The sequence below is a fragment of the Polaromonas sp. genome, assembly GCF_030682935.1.
In the GTDB taxonomy this organism is placed as follows: domain Bacteria; phylum Pseudomonadota; class Gammaproteobacteria; order Burkholderiales; family Burkholderiaceae_C; genus Polaromonas.
The window spans coordinates 23,372-43,049 of record NZ_JAUXNA010000156.1 but is presented as its reverse complement, the minus strand read 5'-3'; the positions used below and the strand labels follow the sequence as shown (position 1 = coordinate 43,049).

General features: G+C 61.1%; 18 protein-coding genes and 2 tRNA genes. 12 read left to right on the top strand and 8 right to left on the bottom strand.

Annotation, left to right across the window (positions count from 1 at the left end):
• Window positions 1-2,675: transcription-repair coupling factor (locus Q8K05_RS07510; protein ID WP_305245880.1), on the bottom strand; the 2,675-nt coding region annotated here is incomplete at its 3' end.
• Window positions 2,676-2,820: 145 nt separating this feature from the next.
• Between Q8K05_RS07510 and ispD the strand changes: the two genes are divergently transcribed.
• Together ispD and ispF are read left to right on the top strand one after the other, a co-directional pair.
• Complete coding sequence (gene ispD / locus Q8K05_RS07505; RefSeq protein ID WP_305245878.1) at window positions 2,821-3,570, top strand: 2-C-methyl-D-erythritol 4-phosphate cytidylyltransferase; 750 nt, start codon at window positions 2,821-2,823, stop codon at window positions 3,568-3,570.
• Window positions 3,571-3,639: 69 nt separating this feature from the next.
• On the top strand, window positions 3,640-4,140 hold the full coding sequence (gene ispF / locus Q8K05_RS07500; RefSeq protein ID WP_305245876.1) for a 2-C-methyl-D-erythritol 2,4-cyclodiphosphate synthase: 501 nt from the start codon (window positions 3,640-3,642) through the stop codon (window positions 4,138-4,140).
• A 93-nt stretch (window positions 4,141-4,233) separates the two neighbouring features.
• Here the strand turns inward: ispF and Q8K05_RS07495 are convergent, their stop codons facing one another.
• The 3 genes from Q8K05_RS07495 to Q8K05_RS07485 all read right to left on the bottom strand — a co-directional run bounded on the left by Q8K05_RS07495 (window position 4,234) and on the right by Q8K05_RS07485 (window position 6,930).
• Window positions 4,234-5,610, bottom strand: coding sequence for a sensor histidine kinase (locus Q8K05_RS07495; RefSeq protein ID WP_305245874.1), 1,377 nt, complete (start codon window positions 5,608-5,610; stop codon window positions 4,234-4,236).
• Between the two features lie 148 nt (window positions 5,611-5,758).
• Window positions 5,759-6,496 carry a two-component system response regulator OmpR gene (gene ompR, locus Q8K05_RS07490; RefSeq protein ID WP_305245872.1) on the bottom strand — a complete coding sequence of 246 codons (738 nt, stop codon included), beginning with the start codon at window positions 6,494-6,496 and terminating at the stop codon, window positions 5,759-5,761.
• A 62-nt stretch (window positions 6,497-6,558) separates the two neighbouring features.
• Window positions 6,559-6,930, bottom strand: coding sequence for a hypothetical protein (locus tag Q8K05_RS07485; RefSeq protein ID WP_157648654.1), 372 nt, complete (start codon window positions 6,928-6,930; stop codon window positions 6,559-6,561).
• A gap of 127 nt (window positions 6,931-7,057) precedes the next feature.
• Here Q8K05_RS07485 and Q8K05_RS07480 point away from each other — a divergent pair, with 127 nt between their 5' ends.
• The 3 genes from Q8K05_RS07480 (at window position 7,058) to Q8K05_RS07470 (ending at window position 9,660) form a co-directional block, all read left to right on the top strand.
• Window positions 7,058-7,765, top strand: coding sequence for an SIMPL domain-containing protein (locus tag Q8K05_RS07480; protein ID WP_305245894.1), 708 nt, complete (start codon window positions 7,058-7,060; stop codon window positions 7,763-7,765).
• 108 nt (window positions 7,766-7,873) lie between these two features.
• Window positions 7,874-8,845 carry a diacylglycerol kinase family protein gene (locus Q8K05_RS07475; RefSeq protein ID WP_305245869.1) on the top strand — a complete coding sequence of 324 codons (972 nt, stop codon included), beginning with the start codon at window positions 7,874-7,876 and terminating at the stop codon, window positions 8,843-8,845.
• Window positions 8,842-9,660: a metallophosphoesterase gene (locus tag Q8K05_RS07470; RefSeq protein ID WP_305245868.1), complete on the top strand. Its 819-nt coding sequence runs from the start codon at window positions 8,842-8,844 to the stop codon at window positions 9,658-9,660. Before Q8K05_RS07475 ends, Q8K05_RS07470 begins: the two co-directional genes overlap by 4 nt.
• On the opposite strand, the gene Q8K05_RS07465 is transcribed toward Q8K05_RS07470, so the two are convergent.
• Together Q8K05_RS07465 and Q8K05_RS07460 are read right to left on the bottom strand one after the other, a co-directional pair.
• Window positions 9,588-9,740 (bottom strand): chlorhexidine efflux transporter, encoded by a 153-nt coding sequence (locus Q8K05_RS07465; protein ID WP_305245892.1) that lies wholly within the window; start codon window positions 9,738-9,740, stop codon window positions 9,588-9,590. The genes Q8K05_RS07470 and Q8K05_RS07465 overlap by 73 nt on opposite strands.
• A gap of 271 nt (window positions 9,741-10,011) precedes the next feature.
• Window positions 10,012-10,605, bottom strand: a complete 594-nt coding sequence (locus Q8K05_RS07460; protein WP_305245867.1) for an outer membrane beta-barrel protein — start codon at window positions 10,603-10,605, stop codon at window positions 10,012-10,014.
• Between the two features lie 263 nt (window positions 10,606-10,868).
• Here Q8K05_RS07460 and Q8K05_RS07455 point away from each other — a divergent pair, with 263 nt between their 5' ends.
• Both Q8K05_RS07455 and Q8K05_RS07450 read left to right on the top strand, forming a co-directional pair.
• Window positions 10,869-11,714: an N-formylglutamate amidohydrolase gene (locus tag Q8K05_RS07455; protein ID WP_305245866.1), complete on the top strand. Its 846-nt coding sequence runs from the start codon at window positions 10,869-10,871 to the stop codon at window positions 11,712-11,714.
• Window positions 11,715-12,812, top strand: coding sequence for an NAD(P)/FAD-dependent oxidoreductase (locus tag Q8K05_RS07450; protein WP_305245865.1), 1,098 nt, complete (start codon window positions 11,715-11,717; stop codon window positions 12,810-12,812).
• Between the two features lie 2 nt (window positions 12,813-12,814).
• On the opposite strand, the gene Q8K05_RS07445 is transcribed toward Q8K05_RS07450, so the two are convergent.
• A complete protein-coding gene (locus tag Q8K05_RS07445) occupies window positions 12,815-13,597 on the bottom strand; it encodes a 3-hydroxybutyrate dehydrogenase (RefSeq protein ID WP_305245864.1) in 783 nt (260 codons plus the stop codon).
• Window positions 13,598-13,713: 116 nt separating this feature from the next.
• On the opposite strand from Q8K05_RS07445, the gene Q8K05_RS07440 reads away from it, so the two are divergent.
• The 5 genes from Q8K05_RS07440 (at window position 13,714) to rimO (ending at window position 19,379) form a co-directional block, all read left to right on the top strand.
• Window positions 13,714-14,634: an alpha/beta fold hydrolase gene (locus Q8K05_RS07440; RefSeq protein ID WP_305245863.1), complete on the top strand. Its 921-nt coding sequence runs from the start codon at window positions 13,714-13,716 to the stop codon at window positions 14,632-14,634.
• Window positions 14,635-14,662: 28 nt separating this feature from the next.
• Window positions 14,663-16,951: a bifunctional (p)ppGpp synthetase/guanosine-3',5'-bis(diphosphate) 3'-pyrophosphohydrolase gene (locus Q8K05_RS07435; RefSeq protein ID WP_305245862.1), complete on the top strand. Its 2,289-nt coding sequence runs from the start codon at window positions 14,663-14,665 to the stop codon at window positions 16,949-16,951.
• 86 nt (window positions 16,952-17,037) lie between these two features.
• A tRNA-Val gene (locus Q8K05_RS07430) sits at window positions 17,038-17,114 on the top strand.
• Window positions 17,115-17,322: 208 nt separating this feature from the next.
• Window positions 17,323-17,868 (top strand): polyhydroxyalkanoate synthesis repressor PhaR, encoded by a 546-nt coding sequence (gene phaR, locus Q8K05_RS07425; protein ID WP_305245890.1) that lies wholly within the window; start codon window positions 17,323-17,325, stop codon window positions 17,866-17,868.
• 86 nt (window positions 17,869-17,954) lie between these two features.
• Entirely contained in the window at window positions 17,955-19,379 is a 1,425-nt protein-coding gene (rimO, locus tag Q8K05_RS07420; RefSeq protein WP_305245861.1) for a 30S ribosomal protein S12 methylthiotransferase RimO, read from the top strand.
• 197 nt (window positions 19,380-19,576) lie between these two features.
• Here rimO and Q8K05_RS07415 read toward each other — a convergent pair.
• Window positions 19,577-19,661, bottom strand: a tRNA-Leu gene (locus tag Q8K05_RS07415).
• Window positions 19,662-19,678 lie beyond the last annotated feature (17 nt).

The window sequence follows — 19,678 nt, the reverse complement described above, 5'->3', positions numbered from 1 at the left end:
GTCGGCACGTCAATGCCGGTTTCAATGATGGTGGAGCACAGCAGCAGGTTGTAGCGCTGGGCCACGAAGTCCTTCATCACGCGCTCCAGTTCGCGCTCGGGCATCTGCCCGTGGGCCACGGCAATGCGGGCTTCGGGCAGCAGTTCTTCGAGCTTCTGGCGCCGGTTTTGAATGGTTTCGACTTCGTTGTGCAGAAAATAAACCTGCCCGCCGCGTTTCAATTCGCGCAGCACGGCTTCGCGGATCACGCCGTTGCTTTCGCTGCGCACAAAGGTCTTGATGGCCAGCCGGCGCTGCGGTGCGGTGGCAATCACGCTGAGGTCGCGCAGGCCTTCCAGCGCCATGCCCAGCGTGCGCGGAATAGGCGTGGCGGTCAGCGTCAGCACATCGACTTCGGCGCGCATGGCTTTCATGGCCTCTTTATGGCGCACGCCAAAGCGGTGCTCCTCGTCAATGATCAAGAGGCCCAGCCGCTGGAACTTCACGTCCTTGCTCAGCAGCTTGTGCGTGCCGACCACGATGTCCACGGTGCCGTCAGCCAGGCCCTTGATGGCGGCGCTGATTTCCTTGCCGGATCGGAAGCGGCTCATCTCGGCCACCTTGACGGGCCACTTGGCAAATCGGTCCACCAGCGTCTGGTAATGCTGCTCGGCCAGCAGCGTGGTGGGCGCCAGCAAGGCGACCTGCTTGCCGCCGGTGATGGCAATGAAGGCGGCTCGCAGGGCGACTTCGGTTTTGCCGAAACCCACGTCGCCGCAGATCAGACGGTCCATCGGGCGCGGGCTGATCATGTCCTGGATCACCGCATGAATGGCGGCCAGCTGGTCGGCGGTTTCATCAAAGCCGAAATCGTTGGCAAAGGTTTCGTAGTCGCCAGGGGAGTAGCGAAACGCATGGCCTTCGCGCGCTGCGCGGCGGGCGTAGATATTGAGCAGTTCGGCGGCGGAGTCGCGGATCTGCTCGGCGGCCTTGCGCTTGGCTTTTTCCCACTGGCCGCTGCCGAGCCGGTGCAGCGGGGCCTCTTCGGCACTCACGCCGGTGTAGCGGCTGATTAAATGCAGCTGGCTGACTGGCACGTACAGCGTGGCTTTGTCGGCATATTCGAGGTGCAGAAATTCCTGCAACGACGGCGTGCCGTCGGCATTTTTCTCGCCCAGGTCCAGGTTGACCAAACCCCGGTAGCGGCCAATGCCGTGGGCGCTGTGAACCACCGGGTCGCCCACGTTGAGTTCGGACAGGTCCTTGATCAGCGCTTCGACGTCGCTGACGCGTTCCTGCTTTTTGTTGCGGCGGCGCAGCGTGACGCCGGCGGCGAACAGTTCGGTCTCGGTGACAAAGTCAATGCCTTCTTCCAGCCAGCTAAAGCCGGTGTTCAGGGAAGACGTGGCAATGCCCAGCGGCTCGCGGCTCTTCTGAAAGTCCTCCAGTGAATCAAACGCGGGCGGGCTGACGTTGCTGGCGCGCAGAAAGTCAAGCAGGCTTTCGCGCCGGCCATCGCTTTCGGCCAGCAGCAGCACGCGGTGGGCGCTATTGCGCGCATGGCTCTTGAAGCGGGCCAGCGGGTCTTCGGCGCCGCGCACCACGGCCATTTCACCGAGTTTCTGGAACTGGGCGTTGTCGGCCACGTCTTCGATGCTGCCGCGCAGCGCCAGTTGGGCGTAGTCGTTGGCGCGCGCGTAGAACTGCTCGGTGCTTAAAAACAGCGACTCGGGCGGCAGCGCCGGGCGGTCGGGCGCGTCCTTCACCAGCCGGTAGCGGTCTTTGGTGTCTTGCCAGAAGCGCTGAAACGCCGGTTCGAGGTCGCCGTGCAGGACCACCGTGGCGCGCGACGCGTCCTGGCCGAGGTAGTCAAACACCGTGGCGGTTTCTTCAAAAAACAGCGGAAGGTAATACTCGATGCCAGCGGTGGCCACGCCATTGCCCACGTCTTTATAGATGCGGCTTTTGGTCGGGTCGCCCGCCAGCAGTTCGCGCCAGCGGCTGCGAAATTTGGCGCGCGCGTCGTCGTCCATCGGGAATTCGCGGCCCGGTAGCAGCCGCACTTCGGGCACGGGGTACAGGCTGCGCTGGCTGTCAGGGTCAAAGGTGCGGATGCTGTCAATCTCGTCGTCAAACAAGTCAACCCGGTACGGCACCAGCGAGCCCATGGGAAAGAGGTCAATCAGCCCGCCGCGCACCGCGTATTCGCCCGGGCTGACCACCTGCGTGACATGGCTGTAGCCTGCCAGCGTTAATTGGGCCTTCAGGCGTGCTTCGTCGAGCTTTTGCTTGACCTTGAACTCGAAGGTGTAGCCCGCCAGAAAGCTGGGCGGCGCCAGCCGGTAGAGGGCGGTGGTGGCCGGCATGATGACCACATCCGCGCCGGTTTCCTTGTCGCGCTGCTGGATGCGCCACAGGGTTGCCAGCCGTTCGCTGATCAGGTCCTGGTGCGGCGAAAAGGTGTCGTAGGGCAGCGTCTCCCAATCGGGAAACAGGGCGCAGCGCAAGTCGGGTGCAAAAAACGCGATCTCGTCCATCAGGCGCTGGGCGGTGGTGGCGTCCGAGGTGATGATGGCCGTGACTTTGCCGGCGGCCTTTTCGCGTTGCCCCAGACGGGCCAGCAGCAAAGCATCGGCAGAGCCAGCGGGCTGGGGCAGGGTGTAGCGTTTGCCGGAAACGAGTGAAGGTAAAAGCATTAATCAGTGCGCCGTGAAGGTCAGGTCAAGGATCAGAAAAACAGTCAAAAGCACGCGACAAAAGCCCCCAAACCATTCGGAGTGGGGTGCTTTCTGGCTTTCAGTCGCCGGGCTCATTGCTGATTTTAGAATCTATGATGAAGCGATGACGAAATACAGCGCCAATACCCGTGACAGCCGTGACAGCCGTGATACCTGCCACACCCGCTTTTTTGCACTGCTGCCGTGCGCCGGGCAGGGTAGCCGGGCCGGGGTATCTGTTTCCGGCTTGGCCAAGCAATACCAGGTGATTGCAGGCCAGGCGATGGTGCTGCACACGCTGGCGGCCTTTTTGGCGGTGACGCGCCTGGCCGGCACGCTGGTGGTGGTGGCGCCGGGCGACCCGTTTTTTGAGCAGTTGCCAGAACGCTCGTTTGAGGTCGCCGCCTGTGGCGGTGCCAGCCGGGCGGCCAGTGTGCGCAACGGACTGGACGCGCTGCTCCATGCCGGGGCTGCCCCCCACGACTGGGTGCTGGTACACGACGCGGCCCGTTGCCTGGTGAGCGCCGCGCAAATCAATCAGTTGATCGATGCCTGTGAACACGATGCGGTGGGCGGGCTGCTGGCGCACAAACTTCCTGACACCCTCAAGCGCGAGGCGGGCGGGCGTGTGGTCGCCACCCTGGACCGCAGCGACAAGTGGTTGGCACAAACACCGCAGATGTTCCGCATTGGCACCCTGATGCAGGCGCTTGATGCTGCAGGCAGTGCCGTGACGGACGAATCCAGCGCCATCGAAGCGCTGGGCTTGGCCCCCAAACTGGTAGCGGGCAGCGCTCAAAATTTCAAGGTCACGTACCCCGAGGACTTTGCCCTGGCCGAGGCGATGTTGCTTGCGCGGCGCTGCGCAGGCTGATGTGCGCTGCACCGGGCGGTGCATCTGCGCAAAAAAGCAATTCTTTAAATCCACGTGAAAGACCCCGTCATGAATCCCACTCCCAGCCCTTTGATTCCACCCTTCCGGATTGGCGAGGGCTGGGACACGCATGCGCTGGTGCCCGGGCGCAAGCTGATCGTGGGCGGCGTCGAGATTGCCCACACCCTGGGGCTGCTCGGGCATTCGGATGCCGACGTGTTGCTCCATGCCATCATCGACGCCTTGCTTGGTGCAGCAGGGCTGGGCGACATTGGGTCCCATTTTCCGGATACCGATGCGCGCTTCAAGGCGGCCGATTCGATGGCGCTGCTGCGGGCGGTTGGCCACCTGCTGGCCGGGCGGGGTCACAGAATCGGCAACATCGACAGCACCGTGATCGCGCAAGCCCCCAAGCTTGCTCCGCACATTCCGGCGATGCGCGCGCGGATCGCCGAGGCGCTGGGTCTGGACGGGGCCCAAGTCAATGTCAAGGCCAAGACCGCGGAAAAGCTCGGTCCGGTGGGGCAGGGCTTGAGCATGGAAGCCCGCGCTGTGGCGCTATTATATTAGTAGCTTATGGCGCCCGTAGTTGCTGAGCCAAAGCCGTATTTTGTCATGAGTCCAGAGGCGGTCCACGGAAGCCCTTGGCATCTGACGGCCGTCCTAACTTCTGCGCAGCCTGATGTGCGCGGCCAGTCCGCCCGAGCTGGCATTGGCCAGACTGAATACGCCGCCCATGCGCTGAAGGGTTTTTTCAACAATCGCCAGGCCCAGTCCAGCACCGGACGCCGCCGTGCGTGCCGCATCCCCCCGAAAAAACGGGCCGGTGAGCTTGGGCAGGGTCTCAGGCGGCACACCCTGGCCGTGGTCGCGCACCTTGATCAGCACCCACTGGTCCCGGGTCCTGGCGGTAATTTCGACCAGGGTAATGCCTGTTTCGGGCGATTTGCCGTAACGTCTGGCGTTTTCAAGCAGGTTGGAAATGACGCGGGACAGCTCGACTTCATCGGCCAGGACGACCGTGTTGTCAGGGATGTTCACCGTCACGCGCATGTCTTCATAGTCGGCAACGGCATACACCGCGGCATCGACCACGGTATTGAGCGATACCGGTGCGAGCTGCTGCGGCTCGGGGCGCGCGTAGTCCAGAAATTTGTCAATGATGGCGTCGAGCTGGGTGATGTCGGCAGCCATGTGCTCGCGCGCATCGGGGTCTGACACGCTCATTTCGGTTTCCAGGCGCAGGCGCGCCAGCGGTGTTCGCAAATCATGGGAAATACCGGCCAGCATGATGACGCGGTCTTGTTCAATTTTGGACAGCTGCTGGGCCATGCGGTTAAAGCCAATGTTGACCTCCCGGATTTCGCTGGTTGCCACTTTCTCGTCGAGTCGGCTGGCATCGAAATCCCCGTCGCGCATGCGGCTGGCCGCAAACGAAAGGTCCTTGAGCGGGCGGTTGATCAGGCGCGCAATGAACGCGGCGCCGGCCAGGGACAAGGCACCGGCGGTCATGAGCCAGATCACCCAGGTGCTGTTGCGCGAGGGTCCGACCTTGGAGGGGTCGGTGATCAGCCAGTAGGAGTCGCCGTCAATGGCAAAGCCTATCCACAAGCCCTTTTGCCCGTTAACGCTGCTGGCCACGACGGTGTCGCTGCCTAACTTGGCCTTGAGTTTTTCGGCGATGCGTTCGCTCAGTTTGTCGCGCTCGAACACGTCGACCTTGTCCATCGGTTCACGCGGCGTGATGCGGACCTGTTCCTCGTCGGCCAGCGTTTTAATCAGCGAAACCCGGGCGATGGCGTCGGAGTAACGAAGCGCCGCACGGCTCAGGTTGACCAGAGATGCCAGTTGTTGCGCGCTTTGAATCGCGCGTGGCTCGGATTCCAGCGCGCGAAAGGTTTGCAGCCAGGCCACGATGGAGCCAAGCAGCAGCAACGCCAAAAAGAAGAAGGTTCGCCAAAACAGATTGACACCCCGGCGCGGGCGTATCTCCAGCGCTGCTGGAGCTGTTTCAAGGGGCATTGGGCTGGTATCGTCCATGGGCGCAGTGTAAGTTCGGAGCGAAAGATGGACGTCGCCGATCTGAAACAGGCTTGCTGCGGAGCCCACGAACCCCTTGATGGGGGCAGAAGGCCGCCGCGCAGCCTGTTAGGTCGGCGTGCTGTTATGGCCGCGGGTGCAATGGGGCTTAGCTGTTTCCGTCTGGTACAAAAACATAGCCAACGCCCCACACCGTCTGAATGTAGCGCGGCACCGCAGCGTCCGTCTCAATCAGCTTTCGCAGGCGCGAAACCTGCACATCGAGGCTGCGGTCAAAGGGCTCGAATTCCCGGCCGCGCGCCAGCTGCGCCAGTTTTTCGCGCGAAAGCGGCTGGCGTGGGTGACGCACGAGGGTTTTCAGCATTGCAAATTCGCCGGTCGTCAGGGGCAATTCTTCACCGTTTTTATGCAGGGTGCGCAGGCCCATGTCAAACGAAAACGGGCCGAAAGTGATCACTTCCTGATCGCTGGACGGTGCGCCCGGCACTTCAGCGGTGGGGCGGCGACGCAGCACGGCATGAATGCGGGCCAGCAGTTCACGCGGGTTGAACGGCTTGGCCAGGTAGTCGTCGGCGCCCACCTCCAGACCGACGATGCGGTCCACGTCTTCACCCTTTGCGGTCAGCATGATGATGGGGGTGCGGTCATTGGCCGCACGCAGGCGTCGGCAGACCGAAAGGCCATCTTCGCCGGGCATCATCAAGTCGAGCACGATCAGGTCGACGGCGTCACGCAGCATGATGCGGTTCAGGGCCTTGCTGTCTTCGGCCAGGATGACTTCAAAACCCTCTTGGGCCAGGTAGCGGCGCAACAGGTCGCGGATGCGGGCGTCGTCGTCAACAATCAGGATTTTGTCGGCGCGAGTGCTTGTCAAAGAGGGATTCATGTTGGACTTCAAATTTGTAACAGCGCCATTTTGAGTGCTAAATGCCAAAAGTGTCTCTTTTTTTAATCACTCTGACACACTATTACAAAAGTTTCTAATGTGTGCAGATAGTGCATGCGGTGGACGTATTCCTCGTTTAAGCTTGTCGGAAGATGATGAAAAAAGTCATTCGCCCCTCGTTGATGGGCGGCTGAAATTACCCCCCTCTTCGTCTGAAAAACACGCAAGAAACCTTTTTGAGTGCGCTTGAATCCTTTGCCTTCGCTGCGTGACATTCGCGCTGCCGCACCCGCTGGAAGGGCGGTATCAACGCCGCTTTTTGCAGTTAAAACCCGGTATTTTGTGGTCTGGACGGGCCTTGTGCCAGCCCAGCCCGGCATGAACGTCTTGACAGGTCGGTCTGATGTTTTGCTATTTTGGCCGGTACTTTTCATGGCAGGCGTCGCTCAGAGTGTGAACTGCACGCAAAATGCGCACGCCGGCCCCGTTTTTGTCATCTCTGCGCCACCGGCGCCAGAGCCTGCTCATTAATTTTTCATTGTCCAAAAGGTAAACGACATGATGCGTACTACAAAATTAATAGTTTCTTGCGCCCTGCTGGCGAGTGCTGCAGGTGTATTTGCTCAAAATATTCAACGTGAACCGCTGCAGAATGTGGCCCAGCTGTCAGCCAGCGGTTCGGTAGAGGTGCAGCAGGACCTGCTGTCCATTTCGATGAATACCACGCGCGACGGCACGGACGCCGGTACGGTGCAAGCCCAGCTCAAGCAGGCACTCGATACCGCGCTGACTCAGGCCAAGCAGGCTGCTGCCCCCGGCCAGATGGACGTGCGTACCGGCAATTTCAGCCTGTACCCGCGCTATGGCAAGGACGGCAAGATCAATGGCTGGCAAGGCTCGATCGAGCTGGTGCTGGAAGGCAGGGACTTTGCGCGCATCACCAGCACCGCCGGAAAAATCCAGACCCTCACCATGGGCAACGTCAGCTTTGCATTGAGCCGCGAGCAGCGCACGAGGGTGGAGGGCGAAGCCCAAACCCAGGCGATTGAGCGCTTCAAGGCCAAAGCCGGCGAGATCTCCAGGAGCTTTGGTTTTGCCGGCTATGCCTTGCGCGAAGTTTCCGTCAACGCCAACGAGCAGGGTTACACGCCCCGTCCCCGCGTGATGGCCATGCAGGCCAAGTCCGAAATGTCGGACTCGCCGATTGCGGTGGAAGCCGGCAAGAGCACGGTTCTGGTCAATGTGTCCGGTTCGGTCCAGATGAAGTGATGTGCCTCGGATGAAATGCCGAAAACAAGCGGAGGGCCCCCGCAACGCCCGGACTGAAAGAGGCATTGGCTGACAGACCTCCTGCCGTGCGGTGCATATGCTTGTCGCATGACTTTTCCCGATGCTTCAGCCCAGAACGCCGCGCGCTCCGGGCCTTTTTTTGTCGTCATCAATGCGGGCTCGGGCCACCACAACGTCGACGACGCGCAGCAGGTCATGGCGCGTGTTTTCAGGCAAGCCGGGCGCACGTTCGAATTTTTGCCAATCGGAAAAACCGAGCCGATCAGCGTCGTCGCCCGCCGCGCCGTGGCGTTGGCGCAGGCCCGCCAGGGTGTGGTGGTGGCGGCCGGTGGCGACGGCACCATCAATGCTGTGGCCAGCGCCGTGCTCAGTAGCGGTTGCCCGTTCGGCGTCTTGCCGCAAGGCACGTTCAATTACTTTGGTCGCGCCAACGCCATTTCGCAGGACTCCGAAGCGGCGGCCACCGCACTGGTGGGTGCCAGTATTTCGCCGGTTCAGGTCGGGCAGGTGAACGGACGGATTTTTCTGGTCAATGCCAGCGTCGGGCTGTACCCGCAATTGCTGGAAGACCGCGAAGCATGGAAGCAGCGCTTTGGGCGCAGCCGTTTTGTGGCCTTTATGTCAGGCATTGCCACACTTTTGCAGGCCCGCAAGCAGCTCCATCTGCTGGTCGAGTCGGCCGGGCGGGTGGTCGCGTTACGCACACCCACGCTGTTCGTCGGCAACAACCATTTGCAGCTCGCGCGCGTCGGCATTGACGAAAAGCAGGTCGATTCGGTCGATGCAGGCGAGTTGGCAGGCGTCCTGGTCAGGCCGATAGGCACGCTGGCGCTCTTCGGATTGCTGCTGCGCGGCCTGGCCGGGCGCCTGGGCGATGCCGACAGCGTGGACAGCTTTTCGTTTCGCCGCCTGACCATCACGCCGAAAGGCCGTAAACGCATCAAGGTTGCGACCGACGGCGAGGTCGCCTGGATGCAGGCGCCGCTGGTCTTTGAGGTGGCAGCCGAGCCCTTGCTGCTGATGGTGCCCGCGCCTGCGGACCGGGTTGAAGTGGCATGACATTGCTGCTGCACATGTCCGACCCGCATTTCGGCACCGCACAGCAGCCTGTGCTGGAGGCACTGGTGCGCCTGGCGCAGGCGCAGCGCCCCGATGTGCTGGTGCTGTCGGGGGACATCACCCAGCGCGCGCGCGCGTCGCAGTTCAAGGAGGCGCAGGCGTTTTGTGACCGCCTGGCGATTGCGCGCCTGATGGCGCTGCCGGGCAACCACGACATTCCCTTGTTCAATCTGTATCAGCGGTTATTTACGCCCTATGCGCGCTATCTGCACGCCTTTGGGCCCGCGCTGGAAACCTGTCTGGACACGCCACAGCTGCGGGTGGTGGGCGTGAACACCACGCGGCGCTGGCGGCATAAAAACGGCGAGGTGTCGGCTGCACAGATCGACCGGGTGGTGGCGCAGCTTCAGTCGGCCGGACCGGCGCAGTTGCGCGTGGTCGTGGTTCACCAGCCTGTGTATGTGATGCGGGCCGAAGACGAGCACGACCGCCTGCGCGGCTGGGAGCCGGCGGTGCGCGCCTGGGCGGCGGCGGGGGCCGACCTTGTGATCGGCGGCCACATTCACCTGCCGTATGTCTGCGAGCTGTCATCCCGCGTAGCAGGCCTGGGCCGGCGCCTTTGGTGCGTGCAGGCCGGCACGGCGCTGTCGTCACGGGTGCGCTGGGAGGCGCCCAATTCGGTCAACCTGTTGCGCTACGACGCAGCCGGTGATCCGCTGCAGTGCCAGTTGGAGCGCTGGGATTACCTGTCAGTGGCCGGGCGTTTTGAGCTTGTCGATGTCAGCGCGCTGCTGCTGGACCGCAAGTGGTCGTAAGTCCAGTTGAAGGCAAAGGTGTAGGGCAGGAAAAACAGCACAATCGCGATGTCCAGCCACCAGGCGGCCAGTGGCACCATGGCCATGACCAGGCCGATTTCAAACAATACGGCATGAACGGCGCGGGCGCCCAGCGTCCGCTGAAAATCCAAGCGACGCTGGGCCCGCCCGTTTTATCGGAGTCGCACTTTGTTCTTGAATCCGCGAGCTAAATCGAAGTTTTTCCCAATAAGTACGGGAATAGTTAGCTATTATTTGTATGGCATACATGCAGGTGTTTGCCCATGCAAAAAGCCTGCGAGCCCAAAGGCTGGCAGGCTGGGCTTGAAGGCGCTGTGCGCCCCCGCCGACTTAGAATTTGTAGCGCAAGCCCGCCGTGGTGGCGCTGACGCGGTCGCGGCCACTGCCGGCAAATTTCAGGTCATGCGAGTCGTACTGCAAGACGGCTGACAACTGGGGGTTGAACGCATATTCGGCGCCCAAACCGTAGGACACGCCAAAGCCGCTCTCACTGCCGGAAGCAACACCGGACGCGGGTGCGGCGGAAACGTCGGTTCGGCCATAGGTGGTGCCCAGTTTCCCGAGCAGATTGAACGAGGGGCTCAGCGGCAGCCGGCCAACCAGACTCAGATTAAAGCCTTGTGCCTTGGTGGTGCCACCCGCGCGGTTGACCTTGCCAAAGTCGGTAAAGCCCAGTTCCATGCCCAGGTTGTTGTTGAAATAGCTGCCGCCGTAAATGTTGTAGGCCGTGTCCTTGTTCTCGGACGCAAAAACGCCGGTTCCGTTGCCCACTGAAAAGTCTGATTTCCCGGCGTTCAGCCCAACGTAGCTGGCGCCTGGCCCGTAAAGGGAGTAATTGCTGCCTTGCGCATGCGCGACTGTGCCGGCGGCCAGTGCGGCTACGGCCAGAACGGTGGCTGAAAAACTTCGTGTCAATGAACGCATGGTGTTTCCTGTCGTAAATAAGGTGAAAGAGGCTGCCCTTATAAAAGAGCTTTTTTTTGTTTGAAAGTTCACTTTAAAAGGGCGGAGTGGACGTTTTTATCGGCGCAAAAAGTAAAGGTTTGTAGGGCAAACCGAGGCTTGCCAAGTGCATGAGGCGCCGGAGGCGGTGAGTGTTTGGTGCGCCGAGCGCGGCCTGCACGGTTTGCCATTTGCTGGAAATGATGAATCTGTTCCGGTCCAAATCCTGCTGCTAAAGTCGGGTCATGCAGCCCATTACCCATCTGCCAGGAAGCAGCGCTCTGGTTCTCGATTCCCCGCACAGCGGGACCGCTTATCCGCCGGACTTTTTGTACGCGTGTGCAACGGCAACACTGCGCGGGGCCGAGGACACGCATGTCGAAAAACTCTACGACTTTGCTCCGGCCCTGGGCGTGCACTGGATAGAAGCGCACTTTCCGCGCAGTTACCTCGATGCCAACCGCAACACCACCGAGATTGATGTCTCGCTGCTGGATGCGCCCTGGCCTGACCCGGTAGAGACCGACCCGAAAGTGCTTTCAAAGGTTCGCCTGGGCAAGGGACTGGTCTGGCGCACCATGGACGACGGCGCGCCGATTTACGCGCGCACGCTCAGTGTGGCGGAGGTTCAGGCGCGCATCGAACGCTGCTGGAAGCCCTACCACGCGGCCGTGGCGCAGGCTATTGATGCCGCGCGCCAGGCGCATGGCTACAGCATTCATATCAACTGCCACTCGATGCCCGCCATGGCCTCCAGCCATGCCACTGATTTTCCGGGCGAAGCGCACGCCGACTTTGTGGTCGGAGACCGGGACGGCAGCACCGCCAGTTCGGCCCTGTCAAGCCTGGTCTGCGAGCATTTGCGCACGCTCGGCTACAGCGTGGCTTACAACCACCCCTACAAGGGCGTGGAGCTGGTGCGGCGCTACGGTAACCCGGCCCAGCACCGGCACAGCCTGCAGCTGGAGATCAACCGCAAGCTCTATATGAACGAAGAAACGCTGGCAATACTGCCGGGGTTTGAGTCCCTCAAGACCACGCTGCGCGGTCTGGTGGATGTGCTGCTGAAAACCGACCCACGGACGCTATAAATGGATCAGATCGATTGCGTGGTGATTGGGGCCGGCGTGGTGGGACTGGCGGTGGCCCGTGCCCTGGCGCTGCAGGGCAGGGAGGTGATGGTGCTGGAAGCGGCTGACGCCATAGGTACGGGTACCAGTTCGCGCAACAGCGAGGTGATCCATGCAGGCATCTACTACGGCGAAGGCTCCCTGAAGGCCGGGCTGTGTGTGCAAGGCAAAGACCTGCTGTACGCCTACTGCGCCGAGCGCGGCATTGGTTTTAGCCGCTGCGGCAAGCTGATCGTGGCGACCAGCGACGCGCAGGTGGCCCAGCTGCACGTCATGATGGCGAAGGCCGCCGCCAACGGCGTGCATGACCTGGTGCTTCTGACGCGTGAGCAGGCCAGAGCGCTGGAGCCGCAGCTGGAGTGTGTGGCGGCCGTGCACTCGCCGAGCACCGGCATTGTGGACAGCCATGCCCTGATGTTGGCGCTGCAGGGTGATCTGGAGAACGCAGGCGGTCTGGTAGTGCTCAATTCGGCTCTGGCGCACGCGGAATTTGCGCAAGACGCTATTGTTTTGGTTGCGAAAGACGGCACGGAGTTGCAGGCCAATGCCGTGGTTAACGCCGCTGGCCTGCAGGCCCAGGCCCTGGCCAGGCGTTTTGCGGGCTTGGCTGCGGAATTTGTGCCGCCCAGCCATTACGCCAAAGGCAGCTATTTCACGCTGGCCGGACGCTCGCCGTTTGCCCGGCTCATCTATCCCGTCCCCGAGGCCGCAGGCCTGGGCGTGCATCTCACGATTGATTTGGGTGGGCAGGCCAAGTTCGGCCCGGATGTGCAGTGGGTCAGCTCGCCCGATGATCTGGTGGTGGACCCGGCGCGCGGTGATGCGTTTTATGCGGAAGTGCGCAAATACTGGCCCGAGTTGCAAGACGGCGCGCTGATACCGGGCTATGCCGGCATCCGCCCCAAAATTCAGGGGCCTGGCGAGCCGGCCAGGGACTTTTTGATCCAGGGCCCCGCTGTACATGGCGTGGCCGGGCTCGTCAACCTCTTCGGAATGGAGTCGCCTGGCCTGACCAGCGCGCTGGCCATCGGCGAGCACGTTCGCCGATTGCTGCCCTGAATTTATTGCGCGGTCCAGCCGCCATCCATGTTCCAGGCAACGCCGCGCACGTTGTTGCCCGCAGGGGAGCAGAAAAACACGGCCAGCGCGCCCAGTTCTTCGGGCGTGGTGAACTGCAGTGAGGGCTCTTTTTCGCCCAGCAGTTGCTGCGTTGCCAGTTCATTGCTGATGCCGCTCGCCTGGGCCCTGGCATCCACCTGTTTTTGTACCAGAGGCGTCAGCACCCAGCCCGGACAGATGGCGTTGCAGGTAACACCGGTCGTAGCGTTTTCGAGCGCGGTGACTTTGGTCAAGCCCACAATGCCGTGCTTGGCAGCCACATAGGCCGATTTTTCTGCGGAACCAACGAGACCGTGAATCGAGGCCACGTTGATGATGCGGCCCCAGCCCTTGCCCTGGTTGGCGGCCAGCATGGCGGGCAGCGCCAGGCGGGTCGCATGAAAGGCGCTGCTCAGATTGATCGCAATGATGGCGTCCCATTTTTCAACCGGAAAATTCTCGATTCTGGCCACATGTTGAATGCCCGCGTTGTTGACCAGAATGTCGACCTGGCCAAATTGGGCGGCCGCAAACTTCATCATGTCTTCAATTTCGGCGGGCTGGCTCATGTCAGCGCCGTGGTAGGCCACCTGCACGCCCAGCGCAGCGATCTCCGCCTTGGGGCCGTCCACATCACCAAACCCGTTGAGGATGATGTTGGCGCCCTGGGCGGCCAGGCATTTGGCGATGCCCAGACCAATGCCGCTGGTCGAGCCGGTGACGAGCGCTGTTTTACCTTTGAGCATGATGATTCTCCGTATGGTTTACGATAATTGAAACGAGCTTTGAAGAGCGCCTGCAGTTCAGGCGCCACAAAAGTTTCAAATACATTATCAAGCCTCATCCGCGGACTGCCTGCACCATGACTGAACCCAGCCTGAACTACGTAAATTGCCCGGATGCCGAAGGCAGCCACCGCATGGCCTACTGGCAGTGGGGGCAGCCCGACAGCCCGCATGTCGTGCTCTGTGTGCATGGGCTGACGCGCCAGGGGCGGGATTTTGATGCGCTGGCGCAGGCCTTGTGTGCACAGGCGGCGCAGCAGCCGGGCGGCATTCGCGTGGTCTGCCCCGATGTCGTGGGCCGCGGCGAAAGTGACTGGCTGACAGACCCCATGGGTTACCAGGTGCCCGCCTATGCGGCGGACATGCTGGTGTTGCTGGCCCATTTGCACGCCCAGTCGCCCATCACCGCGCTGGACTGGGTGGGCACCAGCATGGGCGGGCTGATCGGCATGGTGGTCTGCGGTCAGCCCGGCTTGCCGCTCCCGGTCCCGGTACGCAAGCTGGTGCTGAACGACGTTGGGCCGACCCTGCAGTGGCAGGCGATTGCGCGGATTGGCGCCTACCTGGGGGCGGCTGGGCATTTCAGTTCCGTGCAGGAAGCGGCCGACGCGATGTGGGTGATTTCCGAAAGCTTTGGCCCGCACACCCCGGCGCAATGGCTGGCGTTGTCGCACCCCATGGTCAAGCCGGCGTCTGGCGCGGCTGACGGCAAGTTTCGGCTGCACTACGATCCGGCCATTGCCGTGCCCTTCAAGCTCGCGACCGAAGCGTCGGCGCAGCAGGACGAAAAAATGCTTTGGCCGCTTTACGACAACATCACGGCCGCGACCCTTGTGGTGCGCGGCGCGCAGTCGGATTTACTGAGCCAGGAAACCGCCCAGGCCATGACGCAACGCGGCCCGCAGGCCGCACTGGTGGCGTTTGACGGTGTGGGGCACGCGCCCACGCTGATCGCGCAAGACCAACTCGCTGCCGTGACGGGTTTTTTGCTGGCTTGATGTGGGGTAACGATGTGACTGGATTTTTATGAAAAGCCATGCTGTGGGGCCGAACAGTCAAGCTAACGCAGGCACGACGGGGGGGGCATCGGCCTCTCATGGCAACACGGCCTCCATCGTGACGGCGACGGCTGACAGCCTGCCGGACCAGCCGCAGGCTTTGGCGCGGGCGCGGGCGTTTGCCGAGCCGCTGATCGCCAGCGAAACGCTGGACACTGGCGAAAACATCCTGGCACACGCCGATGCGGTGGCGGCTATCCTGAAAGTGATTGGCGGCTCGGAGGCCATGCAGGCCGCCACCTATCTGGTGCATGCGTGCCAGCATCTCAACAAGCCGCTAGAAGTGATTACCAAGGCCTTCGGCGCCAACTATGCCGCGCTCGCCGTTGAGACCACCAAGCTGGTCCTGGTGCAGCGTCAGGCGCGCAGTGCAGGCGCTCATGCGCAGCTGCACGACGATGCTGCGGCCCAGACGGAGAATGTGCGCAAGATGCTGCTGGCGTTTTCGCGCGATTTGCGCGTGGTCATGCTGCGGCTGGCCTCGCGCCTGCAGACCTTGCGCTACTTCGCGGCGGTCAAGCAGGCGGCGCCCGCATCGCTGGCGCATGAGTCGCTGCATGTGTTTGCGCCGCTGGCCAACCGGCTGGGAATATGGCAGATCAAATGGGAAATGGAAGACCTGGCTTTCCGTTTTTTTGAACCCGAGACCTACCAGAAAACAGCTCGCCTGCTCGACGAAAAACGCGTCGAGCGCGAAGAATTCATGGAGGCTTTGCGGGCGAAGCTGGAGGGCGAGCTGAACCACAATGGCATTGCCGCGCTGGTGCAGGGCAGGCCCAAGCACATCTACAGCATTGTCAAGAAAATGCGCGGCAAGTCGCTCGACTTTGAGCAGGTGTTTGACATCCGTGCCTTGCGCGTGATCGCCGCCGATGTGAAAGGTTGCTACGCGGCCTTGGGGTTTGTGCATTCGCGCTTTACGCCCATTGAGGGCGAGTTTGATGACTACATCGCCAAGCCCAAATCCAATGGCTATCAATCCTTGCACACCGTGGTGCGCGATGAAGCGGGTCGGGCGGTCGAAATCCAGATACGCACGCAAGCCATGCACGATCACGCCGAGCACGGCGTGGCAGCGCACTGGGCTTACAAGGAGGCCGGCACCAAGGGCTACAGCGGCGTTTCAGCCAGCAGTGACTACGATGCCAAGATTGCCGTACTCCGGCAGTTGCTGGCATGGGAGCGCGATCTGTCGGGCCCTGCCTCAGCGCGCGCGCGTGAAGCCAATAAAGGCTTGTTTGAAGACCGTATTTACGTGCTGACGCCCGATGCCGCCATTGTGGAGCTGCCCCAAGGCGCCACGACCGTGGATTTTGCCTACAGCGTGCACACCAGCCTGGGACACCGCTGCCGCGGCGCCCGTATTGATGGCGCCATGGTGCCGCTCAACACGCCGCTGCAAAACGGCCAGACGGTCGAGGTGATCACCGCCAAAGAGGGTGGGCCTTCCCGCGACTGGCTCAATCCCGAGCTGGGCTTCCTGTCCAGCCACCGTGCAAAATCAAAGGTGCGCGCCTGGTTCAATGCATTGGCCATGGAACAAACCGTGGCGAAGGGCCGGGAAGCCGTTGAAAAGCTGCTTCAGCGCGAAGGCAAAACCGCCATGAAGCTGGACGACCTGGCGGCTCAACTGGGTTTCAAGGCGGCCGACGACCTGTTTGAAGTCGTCGGTAAAGACGAGTTGTCTTTGCGCACCATTGAAAACATGCTGAGGCCCCAGGAGCCCGCGCTGTCGCAGGACGACTATGTACTGGCCAAAAAAATACGCCCGTCTGACAAGTCCAGCAAACGCGGCAAGGGCAATGTCCTCGTGGTCGGTCTTGATTCGCTGCTGACCCAGCTTGCCAAGTGCTGCAAACCCGCACCGCCCGACGAGATTCTTGGCTTTGTGACCAAGGGCAAGGGTGTGAGTATTCACCGCAGCGACTGCAGCAATTTTCGCAACATGGCCAGCGGCAGCCCGGACCGCGTGATTGAAGTCGAATGGAGTTCGCCCAAAACGCCGGACGGCTCGGTTTACCCGGTAGATGTCGCGGTGGAAGCAGCCGACAGGCAGGGCTTGTTGCGCGATATTTCCGAGGTCTTTGCCAAGGAAAAAATGAACGTGATTGGCGTGCAAACGCAGTCGGTCAAAGACAACCGCGGGGGTACGGCGCGCATGACCTTCACCGTGGAGGTGGCCCAATCAGGCCGGCTCAATCAGGTGCTGGGTATCGTCGCGGACGTGGCCGGGGTTCGATCGGCCCGGAGGCGGTGAGGCCGATGCATTTATTTTTGCAATTTTTTGCAGCAGCGCAAGACCGGTGTTTTGCCCTGCTACAATAACGAGATCGAACAGCATTTAGGCGCGTAGCTCAGCTGGTTAGAGCACCACCTTGACATGGTGGGGGTCGTTGGTTCGAGTCCAATCGCGCCTACCAAAATCTGTTCAGAATGAAGGACTTAGCATTGCTGCTAAGTCCTTTTCTTTTGTCCGATTGTGTTTGAAAAGCCATAAACAGCGTGGAGCAGGCTGTCGCAGCGCTTTAACGCAGGCCGTCATCACAGGAGCAAGCAGTGCAAAAAAGCAATCCCACCAGCCTGAAATCCGGCGCTTCTTCGTCGCAAGAAAAGCCCGCTGCGGGAGGCATTCGCGGCGCAAAAAGCGACAAGAAGCTGGATGGCCAAGCGGCAACAATCCGTGTCGTCAAGAAATACCCGAATCGGCGGCTCTACGATACTGAAACGTCGACTTACATCACGCTTGCCGACGTTCGGCAATTGGTGATGGACGGCGCGCAGTTTGTTGTGCGTGATGCAAAAACCAATGAAGACCTCACGCGCAGCATCCTGCTTCAGATTATTCTTGAGGAAGAGGCGGGCGGCGCCCCGATGTTTACCGAGGCCGTGCTGGGCAACATCATCCGTTTCTACGGTAACGCGATGCAGGGATTCATGGGGGCTTATCTTGAGAAAAACCTCCAGGCGTTCATGGATCTTCAGGTCAAGATGGCCGAGCAATCCAAGGGCATGAGCCCCGAAATGTGGGCGCAGTTCATGAACGCAAAATCGCCCATGATGCAAGGCATGATGGGGAATTACGTTGAGCAGTCCAAAGATGTTTTTACGCAGTTGCAGGCGCAAATGCAACTGCAAAGCGAGCAGATGCTCGCGGCTTTGGGTCTGAAACGCTGAACCCCAAGTTTTTTGCCTGAATCCCATGGGGGGTCATCAAGAGGATTTGCGCTCCCTGTCCGGCCTGCTCTGAGACAATAGGGGCTATGAGTGAAGTTTTCTCCCCTACCCCCCATGCAGCGACGCCTTCTCCCAGCCTCAAACCCGCACCGCGCGTCGGTTTTGTCAGTCTGGGTTGTCCCAAGGCGTTGACCGACTCCGAACTGATCCTCACGCAACTGAGTGCGGAGGGCTACCAGACTTCCAAAACCTTTGAGGGTGCGGACCTGGTGATCGTCAACACCTGCGGCTTTATTGACGATGCCGTCAGGGAAAGCCTGGACACCATCGGTGAGGCCCTGGCCGCAAACGGCAAGGTCATTGTCACGGGCTGTCTCGGGGCCAAGTCTGATGAAAGCGGCGGCAATCTGGTGCGCCAGATGCACCCCAGCGTGCTGGCAGTGACTGGCCCGCATGCCACACATGTGGTGATGGATGCGGTGCTTCTGTACCTGCCCAAGCCGCTCGACCCGTTTGTGGACCTGGTGCCCAACAGCTTTGGTATTGCCGGCATCAAGCTCACGCCCCGACACTATGCCTATCTCAAGATCAGTGAAGGCTGCAACCATCGCTGTACCTTTTGCATTATTCCGTCCATGCGCGGCGATCTGGTGTCGCGGCCTATTGGCGATGTGCTGAACGAAGCGCGTGCCCTGTTCGAAGGCGGCGTGAAGGAGTTGCTGGTGATCAGCCAGGATACCTCTGCCTATGGCGTGGATGTGAAATACCGCACGGGCTTTTTTGACGGCAAGCCGGTCAAGACCCGCATGCTGGAGCTGGTCCAGGCGCTCGGTGACATCGCCGAGCCCTATGGTGCCTGGGTGCGCCTGCATTACGTGTATCCCTACCCGAGCGTTGATGCAGTGCTGCCGCTGATGGCGACGGGCAAGGTGCTGCCTTACCTGGATGTGCCTTTGCAGCACAGCCATCCGGATGTGCTCAAACGTATGAAACGACCTGCCAGCGGCGAAAAAAACCTGGAGCGTATTTCCCGCTGGCGCGAGCTTTGCCCTGAAATCGTCATTCGCAGCACTTTTATCGCGGGTTTTCCGGGGGAAACCGAAGCTGAGTTCGAGCATCTGCTGGATTTCATGCGCGAGGCCAAAATCGACCGCGCAGGCTGCTTTGCCTACAGCGCAGTGCAGGGCGCCACCGCCAACGACATTCCCGGCATGCTGCCGCTGGAATTGCGTGAAGAGCGGCGAGCGCGTTTCATGGCAGTGGCTGAAGCGGTCTCGAGCCAGAAGCTGCAACTGCGCATCGGAGCCACGATGCAGGTCCTGGTGGACTCTGCGCCAGCGCTGGGCCGCAAGGGTGGAACGGGCCGTTCCTATGCCGACGCGCCCGAGATTGATGGCGTGGTCAAACTGCTGCCGCCCGAAAAAATCAGCAAAACGCTGAAGGTCGGCACGTTCACCAAGGCCCGCATTGTCGGAACCCAGGGCCACGATCTGGTTGCGGTTCCCGTCTGATTGGTTTTTGCCGCATGTGAGGTTTGCTGGCCCGAATGGCTGTTCGGGCCGCAGCACAATGACTGTGGCAAAGCTGATGTCGGCGAGGTGATTGCGCAGGACAATTTGCTGCGGCGATCCTGGAAAACAAAAAAGCCACTGTTTTGCAGTGGCTTTTTTCTGACTTCACTAAAAATATTTAGTGAGTGGTGTATCTGTGGTGCCCGGGAGAGAACTCGAATCTCCACATCTTGCGATACACGGACCTGAACCGTGCGCGTCTACCAATTCCGCCACCCGGGCACAGAAGGCAGTTTACC

What these genes read in the sequence shown, in the direction of transcription:
- ispD (WP_305245878.1), top strand. Translation starts at nt 2,821, where the DNA reads ATGACGAAATACAGCGCCAATACCCGTGACAGCCGTGACAGCCGTGAT.
- ispF (WP_305245876.1), top strand. Translation starts at nt 3,640, where the DNA reads ATGAATCCCACTCCCAGCCCTTTGATTCCACCCTTCCGGATTGGCGAG.
- Q8K05_RS07495 (WP_305245874.1), bottom strand. Translation starts at nt 5,610, where the DNA reads ATGGACGATACCAGCCCAATGCCCCTTGAAACAGCTCCAGCAGCGCTG.
- ompR (WP_305245872.1), bottom strand. Translation starts at nt 6,496, where the DNA reads ATGAATCCCTCTTTGACAAGCACTCGCGCCGACAAAATCCTGATTGTT.
- Q8K05_RS07485 (WP_157648654.1), bottom strand. Translation starts at nt 6,930, where the DNA reads ATGAAAAGTACCGGCCAAAATAGCAAAACATCAGACCGACCTGTCAAG.
- Q8K05_RS07480 (WP_305245894.1), top strand. Translation starts at nt 7,058, where the DNA reads ATGCGTACTACAAAATTAATAGTTTCTTGCGCCCTGCTGGCGAGTGCT.
- Q8K05_RS07475 (WP_305245869.1), top strand. Translation starts at nt 7,874, where the DNA reads ATGACTTTTCCCGATGCTTCAGCCCAGAACGCCGCGCGCTCCGGGCCT.
- Q8K05_RS07470 (WP_305245868.1), top strand. Translation starts at nt 8,842, where the DNA reads ATGACATTGCTGCTGCACATGTCCGACCCGCATTTCGGCACCGCACAG.
- Q8K05_RS07465 (WP_305245892.1), bottom strand. Translation starts at nt 9,740, where the DNA reads ATGGTGCCACTGGCCGCCTGGTGGCTGGACATCGCGATTGTGCTGTTT.
- Q8K05_RS07460 (WP_305245867.1), bottom strand. Translation starts at nt 10,605, where the DNA reads ATGCGTTCATTGACACGAAGTTTTTCAGCCACCGTTCTGGCCGTAGCC.
- Q8K05_RS07455 (WP_305245866.1), top strand. Translation starts at nt 10,869, where the DNA reads ATGCAGCCCATTACCCATCTGCCAGGAAGCAGCGCTCTGGTTCTCGAT.
- Q8K05_RS07450 (WP_305245865.1), top strand. Translation starts at nt 11,715, where the DNA reads ATGGATCAGATCGATTGCGTGGTGATTGGGGCCGGCGTGGTGGGACTG.
- Q8K05_RS07445 (WP_305245864.1), bottom strand. Translation starts at nt 13,597, where the DNA reads ATGCTCAAAGGTAAAACAGCGCTCGTCACCGGCTCGACCAGCGGCATT.
- Q8K05_RS07440 (WP_305245863.1), top strand. Translation starts at nt 13,714, where the DNA reads ATGACTGAACCCAGCCTGAACTACGTAAATTGCCCGGATGCCGAAGGC.
- Q8K05_RS07435 (WP_305245862.1), top strand. Translation starts at nt 14,663, where the DNA reads ATGAAAAGCCATGCTGTGGGGCCGAACAGTCAAGCTAACGCAGGCACG.
- rimO (WP_305245861.1), top strand. Translation starts at nt 17,955, where the DNA reads ATGAGTGAAGTTTTCTCCCCTACCCCCCATGCAGCGACGCCTTCTCCC.